Here is an 18,826-nt window from a genome sequence, read left to right as displayed (position 1 = left end):
GAAATAACAATTTCTATAAAACGCTGTTATCATAAAAATGAATCTTGAATACAGCCGGGCATCGGAGTTCTGATTATTCGATGAACATTAAAGATTATGTTTCTTAGCCCGTATTATAATAACGACAGGTCTTTCTCTATCATTTCCAAAACATGCCTCATAGAATCCGTCTATAATGAATCCATGTCTGAAGCATATTTCAAAAATATCCTGTAAAGAGCGATGATAGTAACATTGCTTTTGAGGTTGTCCTTCAATGGCTTCTCCATAATAGTTATGTTTTGTCATATATTTATTTGTCAATGTTACAAAGCATGGATGCTGCGTAGAAAACACAAAATATCCATTCTCAGCAAGCAATTTGTTTACACAACGGAACAGATTGTCTATATCTGAAATATCCATTATAGCCATATTGGACACAGCCTTTGTAAAAGGCTTGTTTCTTTTTAAGGACATCATATCCTCATATTTGGTTACATCAGCTACGCAGAATTCTATCCTGTCATTGAAACGGGCTTGTCTCTTCCGGGCTAACTCAACCATTCTTTGTGAATAATCAAATGCCAAAACATCTATACCCTGTTCAGCCAAATATCCTGAATAATTTCCATTACCACAAGCGATATCCAATATATAATCCCCTTGTGTGGCTTTTAACAATTCATTTACTATTGGGCGAACAGTCAATCTCTGAAACTCATTCGAGTTCTCACCCATAGACTCATCCCAGAAGTCCGCATTGGCTTCCCAAGCTTTTAAACTATCCTCGTGTGAGGATGTGTTATCAAAGCAACTTTCAAGTATTGAATACAATTCACAGGGCTTACCCGTTGATTTGTGATTGATATTGATTAATATTTTCAACGGAACTTCCTTTTGATTGCCGATGCATGATAAATCAACATTTTCTATTACATGGCAGCCATTAGCTTCACAAATCTTGTCAAATTCTATATGTCTCTTTCCTTTCTCCGCTATACCATGAGAGTCAATGATAATAAAAAGCGGTTTCTTACTTAAAATTGTATGTAAGGAAACTTTACAAAGAGTGGTGTCTTTATTGAAATATTCCTCTGTCCCATATCGGTTATGTTCCAAATTCCCGGTATGTAATATTAAAGCCTTATTTTTCAACGAGCCGATATGTGCCATACTATCCATTGATGGCATACCAGCCGTACAATCTATAACAATCCCTTTAATTTGATACTCTTCTTTTTCTGGAACAGTAGTATAACAATCCAAATGAGTGCCGATATGTCCCCTCGCCCCAATACTGTCAGCTTGTGCGTTGACCCACTGGATTAGAGGAGAATCAACTTCCAATTTTATATGTAATTGTTGCATATTATGTTCGTTTTGTATAGTATTTTTGTCAATTTCAACGATTTGATTAGGAGCAAAAATACGGAAAAGTATGCAAACAAGAATTCATATCTATTGGAAAGATATTGTTTTTAATTTATTTTGTTTACTTTGCAATCAAAAAATAAAGAATCACACTTATGGATATCGCAAGTGTAATATAAAGATTTGAAGAAATAGGTGTGTGTTCCACAATAGACGGAGTGTGTCATTTGTTTTAGAAATTAACAGCAAAAACAGTATATATATGGATGCAATTCAATTATTAAAAAACAGAAGAAGTGTTCGGAAATACAAAGATCAGATTGTTCCGAGAGAACTTATTGAGGAGATTGTCAAATTAAGTCAGTTCGCACCTTCATGGTCAAATTATCAGGTAGCAAGATACAACATCATAGACAATAGGTCTCTGATTGAAGAGATAGCCAACAATTGTGTTCAAGGGTTTGTGTACAATGCAAAAACATTAACCAGAGCCAATGGCGTGGTTGTGTTAAGTTATGTAACCGGTAAAAGCGGATCACTGAAAGATAAGGTTAAACCAGAAGATGTAGTGTCAGACAACAGTGGCGCATGGGAATGTTTTGACGCAGGCATTGCTTGCCTTCAATTCTGCCTTTCTGCATATGCCAAAGGAGTTGCCACGTGTGTTTTAGGAGTAATCAACAACGATGCTATTGCCCAAAAAATAGGACTCCCTGAGAATGAAAAGGTCGCTGCACTGATTGTTTATGGTTACGAGGCTGGAGAACATCATGAAGCTCCTGTAAGGAAGGATATAAATGAAATTCTACGTTTTGTCGAATAAATATATTCATATTATGTTTTGCCTCCAGTCTTTTAACAACTGGAGGCTTTCTTCATTATAATTTCTGGGCTATATAGAAACCGTAACTATAATAATTCTTGTACTTTTTATAGAAGTCGGCTTCCTGTATGTCTCTTTCAACAATCATCTCTGCGGTTTCGTTATTACCAAATTTGTCCATAAAGGCCTTATGGCTGTTTAAGAGAGGATTGTAATAATTATCAAGCCAGCAGTCATCTGAAAGAATAAAGTGTCCGAGTACCTTGTATCCGGCTTCTTCCAGAACTCTGATTTTTCCTGCTATTGTATCCATTTCGGCATATTCTCCGGTCCAGAAGTCTTCCAGTCCTTTCGGGCGACAGTTTGTTGTCCATGACAACTCTGAAACAGCCAGTATACCTCCCGGTTTGAGAAACTCTTTCCAATAGTTGATGCCGTTCTTGAATCCGATATTGTAAACCGCTCCTTCCGACCAGATGATGTCAAGCTCCTCCTTTTCAAAAGGCAGCTTGTCCATAGATGCAGACAGTGTCTTAATATTTGCTGTTGTATTCTCCTTTGCGCTGTTCTCTTTCAGTTTTTCAAGAAACTCTTCAAACAGATCCACGGCAATGATATCACCTTTCAGCGTTTTCGCCAAGGACATAGTTTGCGCACCTGTTCCACATCCAATATCAGCTATCCTGTAAGACTTTTCTCTATCTATCTTAGCCAGTGTAATCGCTAGGTTTGTGGACTCGTCGTACCTGGCCTTGTCTCTTGTTGTTACGATGCAAATGCATCATCAATTCAAATTCGTCCATACAAATAAATTAAGTTATTGGTCTAATCCAGGTTTTTACTATACATTCTTAACATATTGGACTCGTTTTCTTCTTGAACCATACATAAAAAACTCCAATCATATTTTTCGTAAAAATCAGTATGTTCTGTCACCAAATATAATCTGTTTATTCCCAATAATTTCATATCATCACATACTTGCTTTAGCATATATCCGGCGACACCTTGTCTGCGATATTTTTCGTCTACATATAAAGCACAAATATTGGGAGTTAAATCCTTACGGTTATGAAAATCATTTTCAATTACACCTATACCCCCAATAATACTATTATCATTTTCTAACATTATATACCATTGTGGTATACTTGTTTCTTTTAGTAGACTCTCATTCATGCTTTTCAAATACTCCTCTTGGGGGATATCCCATTTAGCCTGAAACCAAGAAGCAGCATCTTGTATATATTCTTTATGTTCCCGTATTTTTTTAAAAACCATACTTTTAATTTTTATTATAATTGTTCGTTGATATTTTTTGAGGATATTTCGTCTGTATCAAGGTGGTTATCACGAAATATCCAATAAAAGGGATGTTACCGGATCCCAATTTCGTCCGAATTGCATTTTTGGGTGTGAAAAAGGGTGTAAATCTTGCAAATGCTTGATTTACACCCTTTATTGCGGAGAGAGAGGGATTCGAACCCCCGGAACCTCTCAGTTCAACGGTTTTCAAGACCGCCGCAATCGACCACTCTGCCATCTCTCCTTGTCTCTAAGACGGGTGCAAAAGTAGACAGTTTATTTGAATTATGCAAGTTTTTCGTTTTATTTATTTTCACTTTTTTCATGTTTTATCCCTCCATTTCTGATTCTCAGACACATAAAAATATCCGATCCCTATGCTATGCACAGGAACCGGATATAAATATGTATAGAGAAATTAAAACACTCTTTTTAGAAAAAAGGCATCTGTCTATTTCGTTTGCAGACTGCTTGAATGCAAGGCCATATGGACCTTCTCCTGCTCAGCTCTGATTGACCCGGCAGCCAGAATAATAGTTATGATCAAACCGATACAAGCCACTATAGCGATTACTTCCGTACTTTTGCGGGAAAGATACTTCCCTATGTTCTTTTCCATGCGTATTACTTTTTTATGAATAATCTGCTGATCTGAAATGTGTGATTCAAAATTAAGAAGAAAAGGAAGGCTTAGGGAGACGGTGAATAAATAAGTGGATAGGCAAAACGTTCAAACATCTATTTAACAACAAGATACACACCTATTATATTACTAAAAAAGTGGATCAAATATAAAAGGATTAATGAATTTTCCGGACTAAATTCTCGAAATCATCCCTGGAAACGCATGCCTTGTTCTTTACTTTTGCCCGGTAATTATAGATAGTATTCACCGAATAGCGAAGGAATTCGGCTATCTGAGAACTGTCGTTTATCCCCAAACGGATCAACGCAAAAATACGAAGTTCCGTATTCAGCAACTCGTCCCTTTTCAATACCACCTGTTCGTCTTCAAGCAAAAGTGAATTAAATTGTGTCACAAAATTCGGGAATAGATGGAGAAATGCAGTATCAAAATTCTTATAAAGTGCATTCAGCTCCGCCTCCAAGCCCTTTGACGATCGGGTAACTTTAACCAGTTCCCCGATCTGTCCGGAAGAAACCATCTTATAAACCATACGACGATAACCGTCGAGTTTATCGATATAAGAAGAACACAGACTCATGAAACGCCCGATATATTCCTCCTTGATCCGGTTGGATTCAGACAGTTCGAGGTTGGCAGACTGCAAACGATCGTTCATCTGATGCAATTCGCCGTTCAGCACCTTCAACTGCTCGTTTGTCTCCTGCAAATGATTGCGGGCCTCCGCCAGTCGCTTCATCTGCCGGTATATATAAACGATGGCAGAGATCAATAACAAGGTAAGTACACTAATCAGCGTCAGATATGTGACCAGTATCCGGTTCTTTCCTTCTATCGTAGCCTGATAGTTCTTATCGATCAACGAAAGGATATCCGCACTCTGCCAACTTCTTGAGCGGGCACGAAACCGGTTCGTCTCATCCCAAGAAAAACGGATATAATGATAAGCACGCTCGATATCGCCATCTTTAAGCAATAAATCAGCCAACATCCACAAGGAAGCATGATCTGTGATAGCCGACTGAATATCAGACAAAGACGAAAGGGCCAAATAATATTTTTCTTTTTCCCGATCCTTTTTTTGGCGGTAGATCATCGCACGCTGATAAGAAGTAAGTGCATATTCAGGAGTTCCGAACGGAATTTTTGCCAAACGTGTATCATTGATCCGAAGGGCTTCATCAGTATGTCCGTCAGCCCGCAAAGCCAGTTCCTGCAACTCAACCCGCTTGCTGGCATCTTCCGGCAACATCATCGCTAAAGAATCCCGATAGACGAGAGATTTATCTTCATAACGGCGTATACTTTGAGGATCACGGGAATTACCGGAGATCTCCCTGTATACCTGTTCTTTACAGGCGTAATAATCACGGGTAAGAGAAGCTGGCAAAGTTTCACGGCGGACTTCCTCCAATACATCAACCGCTTCTTGATACATGCCAGTTGCAGCATGCAGGGAGGCTAACAGCAATTTACTTTTGTACTCTCGCTCCTGATCACGCAAATTACAGGCGATCCTGATATTTTTGGTCAGATAGAGGACAGCCGAATCGCACATATAAGATTTATATTCCCGATAAATGCTATCGTTGAGCTGATAAGCAGCAATAGAGTTCGGAGCTATCTTGGTTGCCTTTCCTTTCAATTCACGGATCCGGGCTTCTCTCCTGTCTTTATAAATCTCATGCTGGAGAATCGTTTGATCCAAATTGATTAATAAAGAGTCGAGGTTACTTTCCGCAAAAACCATATTTGCAGTAAAAAACAAAAACAGAATTATCCTGTACCTCTTTCCCATTTCGACTCCAGCTTGTTTCCGGCAGACAAATGTAAAACAAAAAAGCTTTCCTCCGGACGAATAGCCGGGGAAAAGCTCTTAAATACATAAAAACAATCTGATATCATGTGGTAACATGTGCTTGTTTCAGCTTCTTCTTCGATAAGAAATTATGCGCCATCATTGGAAAAAGCTCCAGAAGCAAGAGTTCTTTTTCGTTTTCAGCCAATTGGACACCAACGTCTTCTATTACAGGATTTTCCTGCATTTCATAATCGGAAGGATCATAGGGGACCTCATCCCGCGAACCCGTAATCTTCAAACGAAATTCCGGATCAATCGGAACCGGCGTCTTTCCATACTCGCCTTTTACCAAAGCGACGAATTGATTGGACGGATTACTGTACATCGGACGTCCTTTTTGTTGATCCAACGCGCACGATACGGCTTGAGCCCCGATGATCTGGCTTGTCGGCGTTACCAAAGGCGGCAAACCTGCATCCATGCGCACCTGGGGGATCAACGACATTGCTTTTTCCAGCAAGTCCAACTGTCCCAATTGCTTCAACTGAGCTACCATATTCGTATACATTCCTCCCGGTATCTGTGCCTTCTTCACCAGTTCATTCGGTTCGGGGAAACCAAAATATTCTTCTATAGCACGGCAGAAGATAAGCAAATCTTCCTCTTTGTCTTTCCGGGCTGCGTCGATTGCATCGTTAAAAAAACGGTCGATCTCAGTCGGTATTCTGTCTGTCAAAGGGTTAAACGGCTTAGGTAGTTGTTTTGCCATATCGAAAACAGACAACTCTTTGCGGATATCCAACAGATGAGCATTGATTTTCGCGATTGCCTCCATATTGATATCCAGCTCGATCCCCATTTTCTTACAAAACACATACACCAGTTCGATTGCCGGAGCAGCCGTTCCACCGGCGAAATACCAGATATTGGTATCGACAACATCCACCCCGTTGACAATAGCGGCCAAAACCGAGGCCAAACCATATCCAGGCGTACAATGAGTATGAAAATCTACCGGAACTTTGAGATGTTTTTTAAACAAACGCACTATTTCGGCACTTCTTCCCGGTGGAATCAGGCCGCTCATGTCCTTAATCGTGATCATATCGGCTCCCAAAGCCTCCATTTGAAGCGCTTTATCCAAGAAGTATTCATTTGTAAAAACAGGCTTATGCAACGGATGTCCGTGTAAAGCTGCGACAATTCTTTCAACAGCCGAATGGTACGGATCGATCGTGTAACAGACGGCACAATCAGCCATTCCTCCGAAGCGTTTTACATATTTGACTGTCGATTTTATATTCTCCACATCATTCAGCGCATCAAATATGCGCATGATATCCAATCCCGATTCTATTGAATTGTGGCAAAAGCCTTTAATAATCTTATCGGGATAAGGATTGTAACCAAACAGGTTACGCCCGCGTGAAAGGGCCGTCAACTTAGAGGTATTCCCTACCGAAGCTTTTATTTTCTCCAACCGCTCCCAGGGATCTTCTCCCAAATATCGCATGATAGAATCGGGCACGGCACCACCCCATATTTCCATCGCATAAAAACCTGCTTCTCTATAAAAAGGAAGCACTTTGTCTATCTGTTTTTGTGACATTCGCGTCGCAAAAGCAGATTGCTGACCATCCCGGAGAGTCAGATCCCGAATCAAAAGTTTTCGTATCATACCTAATAATTTGTTTAGACCGTTTCAGACTTAAATCTATCTTTATAACAAAAATTAAACTGTTTTGATTGGAATTACCTGGTTAAGAATAGCAAATGTTTATAAAAACAGGCTTTCCGACTTATCATTTTGACATTCCACACCTGATTTTGGTATCAAAACAGCCACATCAAAATTCGACATAAACCTTAGAAACTGTTTTGATTTTTTACAAACAGTCTACTTTGTTATTTTGCCGTTGTTTTCGCCTATATTTTGAGTGTCTTTTTGACCATATTTGCCTCTCTTCTTCGTCAGATAGTCCGCTATCTTCCTCATCAGAGCGACATCTGATCCAAAATACATCTCAAATCATGAGGCGAAAAAATAAAAAACAGTCTCTTATTGTCATTCCCTGCTTATTGTATAAATTTCTAAAATACCTATTGGTCCAAATCGAAACAGTAGCACATGAAATTTGATTTTCTACCCCATATTTTTCATTTTTCCCTTGCGAGTAATATTTTTTAACAAACTTAAGATCACGTAAACCATTAAATAGCAGAACAGTATAAACTCCCCTGCTTTTAGGGCAGTTATTGTACAGTTTTATCCATCAAAAAAAACCGATTCGCCTCTAAGCAAGAGCGAATCATTTACACAATAGCAATTTTAGTTGCCTTGATTTAGAATAATAAAATAAAAACTATCTTTGAGGATTCATTACAATAAATTCAAAAAACAAATGGCAACCTCAAATATATCCGACACATTTCGAAAAGCAGAAAAGACAGATATCGAGCGAATCTGGCAAATCATCGGTCAGGCAAAAGCCCAGATGCAACGCCTTGGAAGTCAACAATGGGATGAAAGCTATCCAGCTATCGAGCATATCCATCAGGACATACAGGACGGAAACGGATACGTCATTTGCCGGGAAGACCGGGTTGTTGCATACGGAGTCATTTCATTCGACGGAGAACCTGTCTATAAAGAGATAGAGGGCAAATGGTCAAACGACCTGCCTTATGTCATCGTCCACCGTCTTGCCATTGCCGACGAGATGAAACGGCAGGGCATGGCAAAGCAATTTATGTTGCAAGCCGAGGAGGTGAGCCGTAAGAAAGGTGTCTACAATTTCCGTGTGGACACGAAATATGACAATACTTATATGTTACGTCTGATCGACACATTAGGTTTCCGATATTGCGGCGAAGTGTATTACCGGAATAACAGTGCAAGAAAAGCATTCGAAAAGACGATTCGTCCCCACTCCCATCCCATCGGTATTTCCGGTTATACAATCCGGGAAGCGACTTTAATGGATGCAGTCCCAATCTTTGAAGCGATCGATAAGGACCGGGAAGATCTGAGTATTTGGCTACCTTTTGTCGACAGCCTTAAAAGTGCTGTGGATGAAGAAAGGTTCCTGCAATCCGTATTGGCTGTTCCATACGAGCAACGCGATCCTGTTTACATTTTGGAACAAGGGGAAACTATTTGTGGACTGGCAGGTTTCCATTTCTCCGATGCACCCAACCATCGTACCGAAATAGGTTACTGGCTACTTCCCGCCTACCGGGGAAAAGGAATTATTACGCACGCAGTCCGTTATCTTTGCCAATGGGCTGTCTGTAAACGGAACATAAACCGCATCCAAATCCGGTGTGCTGTCGAAAACCATCCAAGTAACGCCATACCGAAACGTTTAGGATTCACATTGGAGGGAACAGAGCGGGATGGCGAACTGTTGGTTTCTGGTGAATATGTAGATACTAATGTATATAGTATATTAAAAAAAGAAGTCGAATCATGGAACAGGAAATCCAACTAAACGAGCACAACAAAGCCGAATATCCACCCATACATACGGCTGGTTTCAACCCTTCTTTAAACGATGTCATCATCTATCAAACAGAAGACGGGGAAATCAAAATGGATGTCAAAATGGAAAAAGAAACGGTTTGGTTGACACAAGCGCAGATGAGTGAATTGTTCCAAAAAGACAGGACAGTCATTGGTCGACATATCAATAACATATATAAAGAGGGAGAACTATATAGAGATACCACATGTGCAAAATTTGCACACATGGGTTCAGAAGGTGATCAAAAATATGAAACTTTACTGTATAATCTCGATGTTATCATATCGGTAGGCTATCGGGTAAAATCCAAGCGCGGCACCCAATTCCGTATCTGGGCCAACAAAATACTAAAAGACTATCTTATTAAAGGATATGCCATCAACCAAAAGATACAATTAGAACATTATCAAGAGTTGAAAGACATCGTCCGTATCCTCGGCAATACACTCAAAAACCAGGAACAACTAACATCCGAACAGTCTAAAGGCCTATTGGCTGTTGTAACCGATTATGTCTATGCCCTTGACACTTTAGACAAATACGATTATCAGCAACTCACAATCGAAGAGACGACAAAAGGAGATAGATTTCATGCCACCTATGAAAATGCAATGGAAGCTATTCGAAGCCTAAAAGGTAAATTCGGGGAAAGCGAACTGTTTGCACATGAAAAAGATCAGTCATTCAAAAGTTCGATTTCAACCATTTACCAGACATTCGATGGTGTAGAACTTTATCCCAGTATTGAAGAGAAGGCAGCTATGCTACTTTATCTGGTAACAAAGAATCATTCTTTCAGCGATGGTAATAAACGAATTGCAGCTATGCTATTCCTCTGGTTTATGGAAAAAAACGGTCTTCTCTATCATACGAATGGAGAAAAACGGATCGCTGATAATACATTAGTAGCCCTCACTCTAATGATTGCTGAAAGTCGTACGAATGAAAAAGACATTATGGTAAAAGTAGTAGTAAATTTAATCAACCAGAATAATTAATATGGAACAGGAAATCCAATTAAACGAGCACAACAAAGCCGAATATCCTCCTATGCATACGGCAGAACATATCTTGAATCAGACGATGGTCCGTATGTTCGGTTGCCCGCGTTCGAAGAATGCACATATAGAAAGGAAAAAGAGTAAATGTGACTACGAGTTGCCGGAAGAACCGACAGCCGAAATAATGGCAGAGGTGGAACGCCGGGTAAATGAGGTGATCGACCGGCATTTGCCTGTTACAATCGAATTTGTACCGAAAGCGGAAGCCAAGGAGATCGTCGATCTTAGCAAGTTGCCGGAAGACGCAAGCAACACACTGCGTATTGTCCGCATCGGAGATTATGACGTTTGCGCGTGTATCGGAGCGCATGTCAATAACACTTCTGAAATCGGACATTTCAAAATGTTGACATACGATTATACCGACGGCCGGCTACGCTTGCGTTTCAAATTAACAGAATGATAAATAAAGTGCCAATATGCCAATAAATCAACGTGCCAATAGATGGAAAACTCCTACTGATTGACACATTGATTTATTAGCATATTATTCACCTTGACCGTACTTCTTTCCTCATAAAAGAGACATACGACAATGCAAAACATACAACTGTCGCAGCAATCAATCCAGTCAGTTGCGGCCAAACAACCAAAAGACTCTGGCCTAAAGGCAACGGACTTGGAATCGCACCATGCACCTGCTCCATTGTCAACGGTCCCAGACTCCGCACGGAAGGCATTAACAATGTCATCGTCGCTTCATTAAACAACTCACTCGGTGCAAAACGCAGTAAATTCAGCATAAACCGTTGGTAAGCGATCACCTGATAGTCAGAAGCCCAAGCCGAAGGACTCAATGCCTTTCCGACAAGGTTGATAATCATATTATAAAAAACGCTGAAAAACAACCAAATCGCCACACAAGCCAATGCCGATGTTGCCGCCTGTTTAAAACGGATCGAAAAGAATATCGACAAGTTCAACCAGAATGCCACATAAAAAAGACTTACGACCAGAAAGAAGATAACACGCATAAACTCTTCTGCCGTAGGCGGGATTCCGATCGCAATCAGCCCGAATCCCATGACCAGAAATCCCAGCATGAACAACATGATGCCGATTACAGTCAGAGCCGCCACAAACTTTGCATTAATCAAATAATCCCGGTGAATCGGCTGAGACAAGATACGGCTCAACGTTCCTTTGTTCTGTTCCGAATTAATAGCATCGAATCCCAGTGAAATTCCTAACAATGGTCCCAGAAAACTAATAAATACTGCAAAAGAAGGCAACGTTCCGTCCGAAACCGTAAACAGTTTCAGAAAAAGAAAAGCTCCATCAGGATCATTCGGCTTTATCGCTTCACGGATATTTGTCAGAGCCGTATACAACGACCCCATACAAGTCAGTGCAATGATAACGATCAGGATAATAAAACGCCAACTTCTCACATAATCGGAGATTTCCTTATTGACAATAACCCAGAAAGGATGATTCGTATTACTCATGGCTACGTCCTCCCCCGAAATATTGATTATAGATATCATCAAGCCCATGCTCGGTCTTATGCAAATCTGTCAGTTCAATCTCCGCCAACAGCTTTCCTCCTCCAAACAATCCCACCCGATCGCAAACTTGCTGGACCTGGTTCAAATGATGGGAAGAAAACAAGACAGTCAATCCCTCTTCCCGGCTCAATTGCCGGATCAAATCCATAAATTCCTGCACTCCTGCCGGATCTATCCCCGAAGTCGGTTCATCCAAAATGATTACTTCAGGACTTTTGATCAGCACATCAGCCAATCCAAGACGTTGGCGCATTCCCTTGGAATATTTACCGGCCTTCTTATCCGCTTCCTTCAATAACCCTACCCGGTCAAGCAACCGCTCCGCTTTCACACGTGCTTCTTTCTTCCGAATGCCATTGAGGGCAGCAGTATAGATAAGATTCTCAATCCCCGTCATATCCTCGTAGAACCCCACATCCTCCGGCAAATATCCGACCTTACGCTTTACATCTATCGGATGAGTAGTGGAATCGATATTACATACTTTTACAGAGCCGGTCGTCGGTTCGGTCAAGCCCAGCATCATGAGTATGGTCGTTGATTTACCCGCCCCATTCGGCCCCAACAATCCGAATATCTCACCTTTACGAATCTGCAAGTTCAGGTCGTTCACGGCAGTAAAGTTTCCATACTTTTTCGTCAAACCGGTAAGTTCGATCACATACTGGCACATGACTTACCTCCTTCCATATTTACGGAACAGATAATACACGCCGCCCAGCACGAGCACAATAATCAAAATTCCCAACCAACCGTAAATCATGGGAGTATGGACGGATATGCGGAACTCCGCAGTCGTATTGACTTCAGGTGTTTTGGCCGTCATCTTCGTCACATAATCACCAGGAAGAGCTTTTCCGGATGCTTTTATAGTCGCAGTAACATTCGTCGTGCTACCAGCCGTCAGTTTGTCTATTTTAGAAGGTTCAAAGGTTACTTCCCAGTCAACCGGCTTAGTGGCTGTCAACTGGACATCCTTCAGTTCGGCAGACCCATTGTTGCGTACGACCAAATCAATACGTTTCATATCTCCTGCCGTAATTTCAGCACTCAACAATCCTCTCGGAGTCGTCAGTTCGATATCATAAGAACCAGTGATAACTACCTCCAACTCGATATCGGCAGAGGTCGAACTGGTTGTCGCATGGACCGGGATCTTATAAGTGCCTGCCTGCACATTAGCCGCCGGATTGATATCGATGCTGATATTTTCCGTCGCATTGGCTTCCACTTGTGCGGAAGTAGCCTGCTTGCCCGCCACCCGGAAAGTGACGTTCCATCCTCTCGGAGCGTCTGCCATCAACGCATATAGTTGCTGGTCGGCAGTCTGGTTCTTCAACGTCGCGTTGAAATTGAAGGTCGATTTCGAATTGCCCTGCATATTGGGCTGCTTTGTCATAAATTCAGTTTGATAAGTTCCTTGTTCAGAGACAGTTACAGTCAACGGCAATTCCGCAACACCCGGAGCGGACAGCGTAAAATGGTACGTTCCTTTATTCACCTTAAACGGGACATCCACTTTGAAAGTAAAATTCTTCTTCTCACCCGGCAGAACGGATATCTGGTCAACCGTCCAACCTCCGGCTTTCATCTCATACTTCCATCCTCGCGGCATTCCTGAGACGGAAATAGAAGCATTTCTCACTTCGTCACAATTATTAATGACGTCAACACTGTAATTGATAGACTCTCCCGGCGGAACCGCAATCTTAGTGTAGGGAGTATACAACATCACACATTCACCGGCGCCATATGCGCGTGTACTCATCGGAAATAATACAAGTACGAGTACAAGTAATAGATTAAGATGATTCGTTCGCATTACTATAAAAAATTTTAGTACAAAATTGTTTATCAATAGCTGGCGACAAATATAAAAGTCTTCTTTATTACTGTCTATTAAAAGTATTAAAAAAAAATTACTACAATAACCCCCGTTCCCCGTTTCCTCACATGTTTTGATCGAAGCGTAAGGAAGTTTTGCATTCAAGCCAATAATTATAGAATATGAAACAACGAAATAAAATATTTTTGTGTAAGTTTGCGTCCGCTAAGCGTGATATTTTAATACAGAACTTAAATATAAGAGTTATGCAATCAATTGACAATTTCAATTTTGCCGGCAAAAAGGCATTTGTAAGAGTTGACTTCAACGTTCCTTTGGACGAAAACTTCAACATCACAGACGACACTCGTATCCGTGCCGCTCTTCCTACTCTGAAAAAGATTTTGGCAGACGGTGGTAGTGTAATCATCGGTTCTCACCTGGGACGTCCGAAAGGCGTTACTGACAAATATTCACTGAAACACATCCTGAAACACGTTTCCGAATTGCTGGGTGTTGATGTTCAGTTCGCTAACGACTGTATCGGTGAAGAAGCCGGCGCTAAGGCTGCCGCTTTGCAACCAGGCGAAGCATTGTTGCTTGAAAACCTTCGTTTTTATGCTGAAGAAGAAGGCAAGCCGAGAGGTTTGGCTGAAGATGCAACAGACGAAGAAAAGAAAGCTGCCAAGAAAGCTGTTAAAGAAAGTCAGAAAGAATTTACAAAGAGATTGGCATCTTATGCTGACTGCTATGTAAATGACGCATTCGGTACAGCTCACCGTGCTCACGCTTCTACGGCATTGATCGCTGATTATTTCGATGCTGACCACAAAATGTTCGGCTACCTGATGGAAAAAGAAGTAAAAGCGGTTGAAAAGGTATTGAACGACATCACTCGTCCGTTTACAGCAATCATGGGTGGTTCCAAGGTTTCTTCCAAGATCGAAATCATCGAAAACCTGTTGAACAAGGTAGACAACCTGATCATCACCGGCGGTATGACTTATACTTTCACAAAAGCTATGGGTGGTAAGATCGGTAAATCAATCTGCGAAGATGACAAGCTGGATCTGGCTCTCGACCTGATGAAAAAAGCAAAAGAAAAAGGTGTAAATCTGGTATTGGCTGTTGACGCTAAGATCGCTGACGATTTCAGCAACGACGCCAAGACTGCTTATGCCAACGTCAACGAAATTCCTGACGGATGGGAAGGTCTTGACATCGGTCCGAAGACTATTGCTCTTTATGCTGAAGTTATCAAGAACTCCAAAACGATCCTGTGGAACGGTCCTACAGGCGTATTTGAATTCGAGAACTTCACAGATGGTTCTCGCGCAGTTGGCGAAGCTATCGTTGAAGCAACCAAGAACGGCGCTTTCTCATTAGTGGGTGGTGGCGATTCAGTTGCTTGTGTTAACAAGTTCGGTCTGGCAAACGGCGTTTCTTACGTGTCTACAGGTGGTGGCGCCCTGCTGGAAGCCATCGAAGGTAAAGTTCTTCCGGGTATTGCAGCTGTTAAGGGCGAAGCATACAAATAAGAATAATCCTTATTCATAATAAAAGGCCGCTTCTTTCGAGGAGTGGCCTTTTTCATTGCTTTTTATCAAATATGACGCATTGAATTGCATGAATTGTCAATTGTCAATTGTCAATTATCAATTCAATTTTGTACCTTTGCACGTCATATTTGGAATCAATAGAAAAAAACATAAGAATTATAAGGAAATGGCAAAAGAGCTGAAAGAACTGACTCCGAGAAGTGTGAACTACTCGCAGTGGTACCAGGATCTGGTAATCAAAGCGGATCTGGCAGAGAATTCTGCAGTACGCGGCTGTATGGTGATCAAGCCTTACGGATATGCAATTTGGGAAAAGATGCAACGTATCCTCGACGATATGTTCAAGGAAACAGGCCACGTAAATGCTTACTTCCCTTTGCTGATCCCGAAATCATTCCTGAGCAAGGAAGCCGAACATGTAGAAGGCTTCGCCAAAGAATGTGCCGTTGTAACACATTATCGTCTGAAAACAAACCATGACGGTACAGGTGTCGTGGTCGACCCGGCCGCCAAGCTGGAAGAAGAGCTAATCATCCGTCCGACTTCCGAGACAATTATCTGGAACACTTATCGCAACTGGATTCAGTCTTACCGCGACCTGCCTATCCTTTGTAATCAGTGGGCGAACGTGATGCGTTGGGAAATGCGTACACGCCTCTTCCTCCGTACCGCAGAATTCCTGTGGCAGGAAGGACATACTGCCCACGCGACACGTGAAGAAGCCGAAATCGAAGCAAAGAAGATGCAAGGTGTATATGCTGACTTTGCAGAAAACTATATGGCGATGCCGGTCGTCAAAGGTGTCAAGTCTGCAAGCGAACGTTTCGCCGGAGCATTGGATACCTATACGATCGAAGCGATGATGCAAGACGGAAAAGCACTGCAAGCCGGTACGTCTCACTTCTTAGGACAGAACTTCGGTAAGGCATTCGACGTTACCTTTATCGACAAAAACGGAAAGAACGAATACGCCTGGGCTACTTCATGGGGAGTTTCAACCCGTCTGATCGGAGCCCTGATCATGTCCCATTCCGACGATAACGGCCTGGTATTGCCTCCTCACCTCGCTCCTATCCAAGTGGTAATCATCCCGATCTACCGCAGCGCAGAGCAGTTGGCGCAGATCAGCGAAAAGGTAAACGGCATCGTTGCCAAGCTGAAAGCGTTGGGTATCTCCGTAAAATTCGACGACGCCGACAACAAGAAGCCGGGATGGAAGTTCGCCGAATACGAACTGAAAGGCGTTCCCGTACGTTTAGCTATGGGAGGACGCGATTTGGAGAACAACACGATAGAAGTGATGCGTCGCGATACACTGGAAAAAGAAACTGTGACTTGCGACAACATCGAAACATACGTCCAGAACCTGCTGGAAGAAATCCAAAAGAACATCTTCCAGAAAGCACTCGATCATCGTACGGAAAAGACAATTACAGTCGATACCTACGACGAGTTCAAGGAAAAGATCGAAGAAGGTTACTTCATCATGGCTCATTGGGACGGAACTACCGAAACGGAAGAGCAGGTGAAGAACGAGACGAAAGCTACAATCCGCTGCATTCCACTGGACGGTGACAAGACTCCTGGCAAGTGTATGGTGACCGGCAAACCTTCTGCACAGCGCGTATTGTTCGCACGGGCATATTAAATCGTCCCTTACATACGGAAGAAATTAAAGTTCCATAGGCACGAAACTCTTGTTCCATGCTTATGGAATTTTTGTTTCATGCCGATGGAACTTTTGTTTCCCGCCTATAAAATTTTATTTACCTTTGGGGAAACTAATCGGAGACTAGTTATGGATTTAATTCTTCCTACCAATCAAAATACTTCAGTTCCTGTTACGCTTGATACAAAAGTGCTGGTCGTAATCGGGGCAAACGGGGCCGGTAAAAGCTCCTTCGGCAGAAACTTGCACCAACGCTACACCGGACAAAGCGTATGGATATCCGGAATGCACTCCCTCTTCCTTAGCAGCGAAGAAAGCAAGGCTCCGGCGGACGGCAACGAGCTGGCCAGACTCCAATCCATGATTGCAGAACGACTTTTCATGCCGCGTATGTCAGAATACGAAAAATTGATCCTGCATTTGCAAACGGAAGAATTCGAAGCTGCCGTCCAGTATAAAGAAGAAAGCAAACTGGCCCCCGATCTATTGCCGCCGGTCACCAAGATAGACCGTATCCAGACGATTTGGGAGAAGATGTTCCCGCATAACCGGCTGGTACGCAAATCGGGTTTTATAGAGCTGGCCTCCACCAGTATCGACGGAGATTCCTATACGGCCGGCAGGATGAGCGACGGCGAAAAGCTGGTATTCTATCTGATAGGAGCCGTACTCTGTGCTCCTGAAAATGCATTATTAATCATTGAAGAGCCGGAAGTCCTGCTCCACGACTCCATCAAAAATCCTTTGTGGGACGAGATAGAAGCCATGCGGCCGGATTGTACCTATGTGTATCTGACGCACGACATCGACTTCGCCGCCTCCCGCGATAACAGCAAACGCCTCTGGATACGTTCTTACAATGGGGATGCCCGGATATGGGACTACGAACTGATCGAAAGTAACGACAGTTTCCCGGAAGAGGTCTATATGGAAATATTAGGCAGCCGCAAACCGATCCTGTTTATCGAAGGGACCGACTCCAACAGCATAGACAGCCGCCTCTATCCGCTTATCTTTCCCGACTACAAAGTGAAACCGATGGGAGGTTGCCAGAAAGTAATCGAAACAACAAAGGCATTCGCCCAGTTGAAAGATTTCCATACGCTGGACTCGAAAGGGATCGTCGATCGTGACCGTCGTACGGAAGGAGAAATCGCTTACCTGCGCGAACAACATATCTACGTGCCCAACGTGGCCGAAGTAGAAAACCTGCTGATGCTGGAGCCGGTCATCAAGACTGTTGCCGCCCGCCTGATGAAAGATCCGGAACAGGTCTTCAACCAGGTCAAAGAAAACGTCATCAAGCTTTTCCTAAAAGATCTCGAAAGCCAGGTTTTGCTTCATGCCCGCCATCGCGTACAGAAAAAGTTGGAAACAGCCCTGAACCGGAAGATGAGCACGGTGGACGAACTGACCGAGCATGTAGAAAGCATCCGCGACACCGTACATGTAGATGAAATCTATACGGGGATCAAGGAGAAATTCATCCAGTTTGCCGAAACCGGAGATTACAAAAATATCCTTCGCGTCTACAATCAGAAAGGGATGCTGCCTCAATCCCAGCTTTGCAAATACTGTGGGATCAGTAATAAAGAGAGTTATTTAAACCTCGTCCTCTCCATTCTGAAAGAGAATAAAGAAGATGCGAATGTCATCCGGACTTCCATCAAAGAATGTTTAGGAACATAAAAAAGTTTCCCGAAAAGAACAAAAAGTCCGTAAAAAGTCGTTCTTTTGTAGTTCAGAAAAATT

The 18,826-nt window shown here is 42.3% G+C and carries 16 protein-coding genes and 1 tRNA gene; 7 read left to right on the top strand and 10 right to left on the bottom strand.

Annotation, left to right across the window (positions count from 1 at the left end):
• Positions 1-87: 87 nt before the first annotated feature.
• Positions 88-1,350: a class I SAM-dependent methyltransferase gene (locus tag NQ564_RS19445; protein ID WP_008147829.1), complete on the bottom strand. Its 1,263-nt coding sequence runs from the start codon at positions 1,348-1,350 to the stop codon at positions 88-90.
• A 265-nt stretch (positions 1,351-1,615) separates the two neighbouring features.
• Between NQ564_RS19445 and NQ564_RS04400 the strand changes: the two genes are divergently transcribed.
• On the top strand, positions 1,616-2,176 hold the full coding sequence (locus NQ564_RS04400; RefSeq protein WP_008147828.1) for a nitroreductase family protein: 561 nt from the start codon (positions 1,616-1,618) through the stop codon (positions 2,174-2,176).
• A gap of 55 nt (positions 2,177-2,231) precedes the next feature.
• On the opposite strand, the gene NQ564_RS04395 is transcribed toward NQ564_RS04400, so the two are convergent.
• The 6 genes from NQ564_RS04395 to NQ564_RS04370 form a co-directional block, all read right to left on the bottom strand.
• Entirely contained in the window at positions 2,232-2,822 is a 591-nt protein-coding gene (locus NQ564_RS04395) for a class I SAM-dependent methyltransferase (RefSeq protein ID WP_008147827.1), read from the bottom strand.
• Between the two features lie 179 nt (positions 2,823-3,001).
• Complete coding sequence (locus tag NQ564_RS04390; RefSeq protein WP_042971852.1) at positions 3,002-3,457, bottom strand: GNAT family N-acetyltransferase; 456 nt, start codon at positions 3,455-3,457, stop codon at positions 3,002-3,004.
• Positions 3,458-3,640: 183 nt separating this feature from the next.
• Positions 3,641-3,725, bottom strand: a tRNA-Ser gene (locus NQ564_RS04385).
• Between the two features lie 207 nt (positions 3,726-3,932).
• Positions 3,933-4,100, bottom strand: a complete 168-nt coding sequence (locus NQ564_RS04380) for a hypothetical protein (protein ID WP_008147824.1) — start codon at positions 4,098-4,100, stop codon at positions 3,933-3,935.
• A gap of 181 nt (positions 4,101-4,281) precedes the next feature.
• Entirely contained in the window at positions 4,282-5,925 is a 1,644-nt protein-coding gene (locus NQ564_RS04375; protein ID WP_008147823.1) for a DUF6377 domain-containing protein, read from the bottom strand.
• Between the two features lie 103 nt (positions 5,926-6,028).
• Positions 6,029-7,606: a carboxylase gene (locus tag NQ564_RS04370; RefSeq protein WP_087375678.1), complete on the bottom strand. Its 1,578-nt coding sequence runs from the start codon at positions 7,604-7,606 to the stop codon at positions 6,029-6,031.
• A gap of 724 nt (positions 7,607-8,330) precedes the next feature.
• Here NQ564_RS04370 and NQ564_RS04365 point away from each other — a divergent pair.
• The 3 genes from NQ564_RS04365 (at position 8,331) to NQ564_RS04355 (ending at position 10,916) form a co-directional block, all read left to right on the top strand.
• Positions 8,331-9,419, top strand: coding sequence for a GNAT family N-acetyltransferase (locus NQ564_RS04365; RefSeq protein ID WP_008147819.1), 1,089 nt, complete (start codon positions 8,331-8,333; stop codon positions 9,417-9,419).
• Positions 9,420-9,520: 101 nt separating this feature from the next.
• Complete coding sequence (rhuM, locus tag NQ564_RS04360; protein ID WP_050771034.1) at positions 9,521-10,450, top strand: Fic family protein; 930 nt, start codon at positions 9,521-9,523, stop codon at positions 10,448-10,450.
• A 1-nt stretch (position 10,451) separates the two neighbouring features.
• The gene (locus tag NQ564_RS04355) at positions 10,452-10,916 is read left to right on the top strand and encodes an alanyl-tRNA editing protein (protein WP_008147816.1); all 465 of its coding nucleotides are present in this window, start codon (positions 10,452-10,454) and stop codon (positions 10,914-10,916) included.
• 88 nt (positions 10,917-11,004) lie between these two features.
• Here the strand turns inward: NQ564_RS04355 and NQ564_RS04350 are convergent, their stop codons facing one another.
• The 3 genes from NQ564_RS04350 to NQ564_RS04340 are packed head-to-tail and all read right to left on the bottom strand — an operon-like array spanning position 11,005 to position 13,843.
• Entirely contained in the window at positions 11,005-11,961 is a 957-nt protein-coding gene (locus NQ564_RS04350) for an ABC transporter permease (RefSeq protein WP_008147814.1), read from the bottom strand.
• Positions 11,954-12,694 (bottom strand): ABC transporter ATP-binding protein, encoded by a 741-nt coding sequence (locus NQ564_RS04345; RefSeq protein ID WP_008147812.1) that lies wholly within the window; start codon positions 12,692-12,694, stop codon positions 11,954-11,956. The genes NQ564_RS04350 and NQ564_RS04345 overlap by 8 nt, the downstream gene beginning before the upstream one ends.
• A gap of 3 nt (positions 12,695-12,697) precedes the next feature.
• Positions 12,698-13,843, bottom strand: coding sequence for a COG1470 family protein (locus NQ564_RS04340; RefSeq protein WP_021862448.1), 1,146 nt, complete (start codon positions 13,841-13,843; stop codon positions 12,698-12,700).
• Positions 13,844-14,112: 269 nt separating this feature from the next.
• Between NQ564_RS04340 and NQ564_RS04335 the strand changes: the two genes are divergently transcribed.
• The 3 genes from NQ564_RS04335 (at position 14,113) to NQ564_RS04325 (ending at position 18,763) form a co-directional block, all read left to right on the top strand.
• Positions 14,113-15,384: a phosphoglycerate kinase gene (locus NQ564_RS04335; RefSeq protein WP_039848072.1), complete on the top strand. Its 1,272-nt coding sequence runs from the start codon at positions 14,113-14,115 to the stop codon at positions 15,382-15,384.
• A gap of 187 nt (positions 15,385-15,571) precedes the next feature.
• Positions 15,572-17,053, top strand: a complete 1,482-nt coding sequence (gene proS / locus NQ564_RS04330) for a proline--tRNA ligase (RefSeq protein ID WP_039848092.1) — start codon at positions 15,572-15,574, stop codon at positions 17,051-17,053.
• 150 nt (positions 17,054-17,203) lie between these two features.
• Positions 17,204-18,763 (top strand): DUF4435 domain-containing protein, encoded by a 1,560-nt coding sequence (locus NQ564_RS04325; RefSeq protein WP_039848071.1) that lies wholly within the window; start codon positions 17,204-17,206, stop codon positions 18,761-18,763.
• Positions 18,764-18,826: the final 63 nt, after the last annotated feature.

The organism is Parabacteroides johnsonii DSM 18315 (assembly GCF_025151045.1).
Lineage (GTDB): Bacteria > Bacteroidota > Bacteroidia > Bacteroidales > Tannerellaceae > Parabacteroides > Parabacteroides johnsonii.
This window is presented reverse-complemented; position numbering and strand designations above follow the sequence as displayed.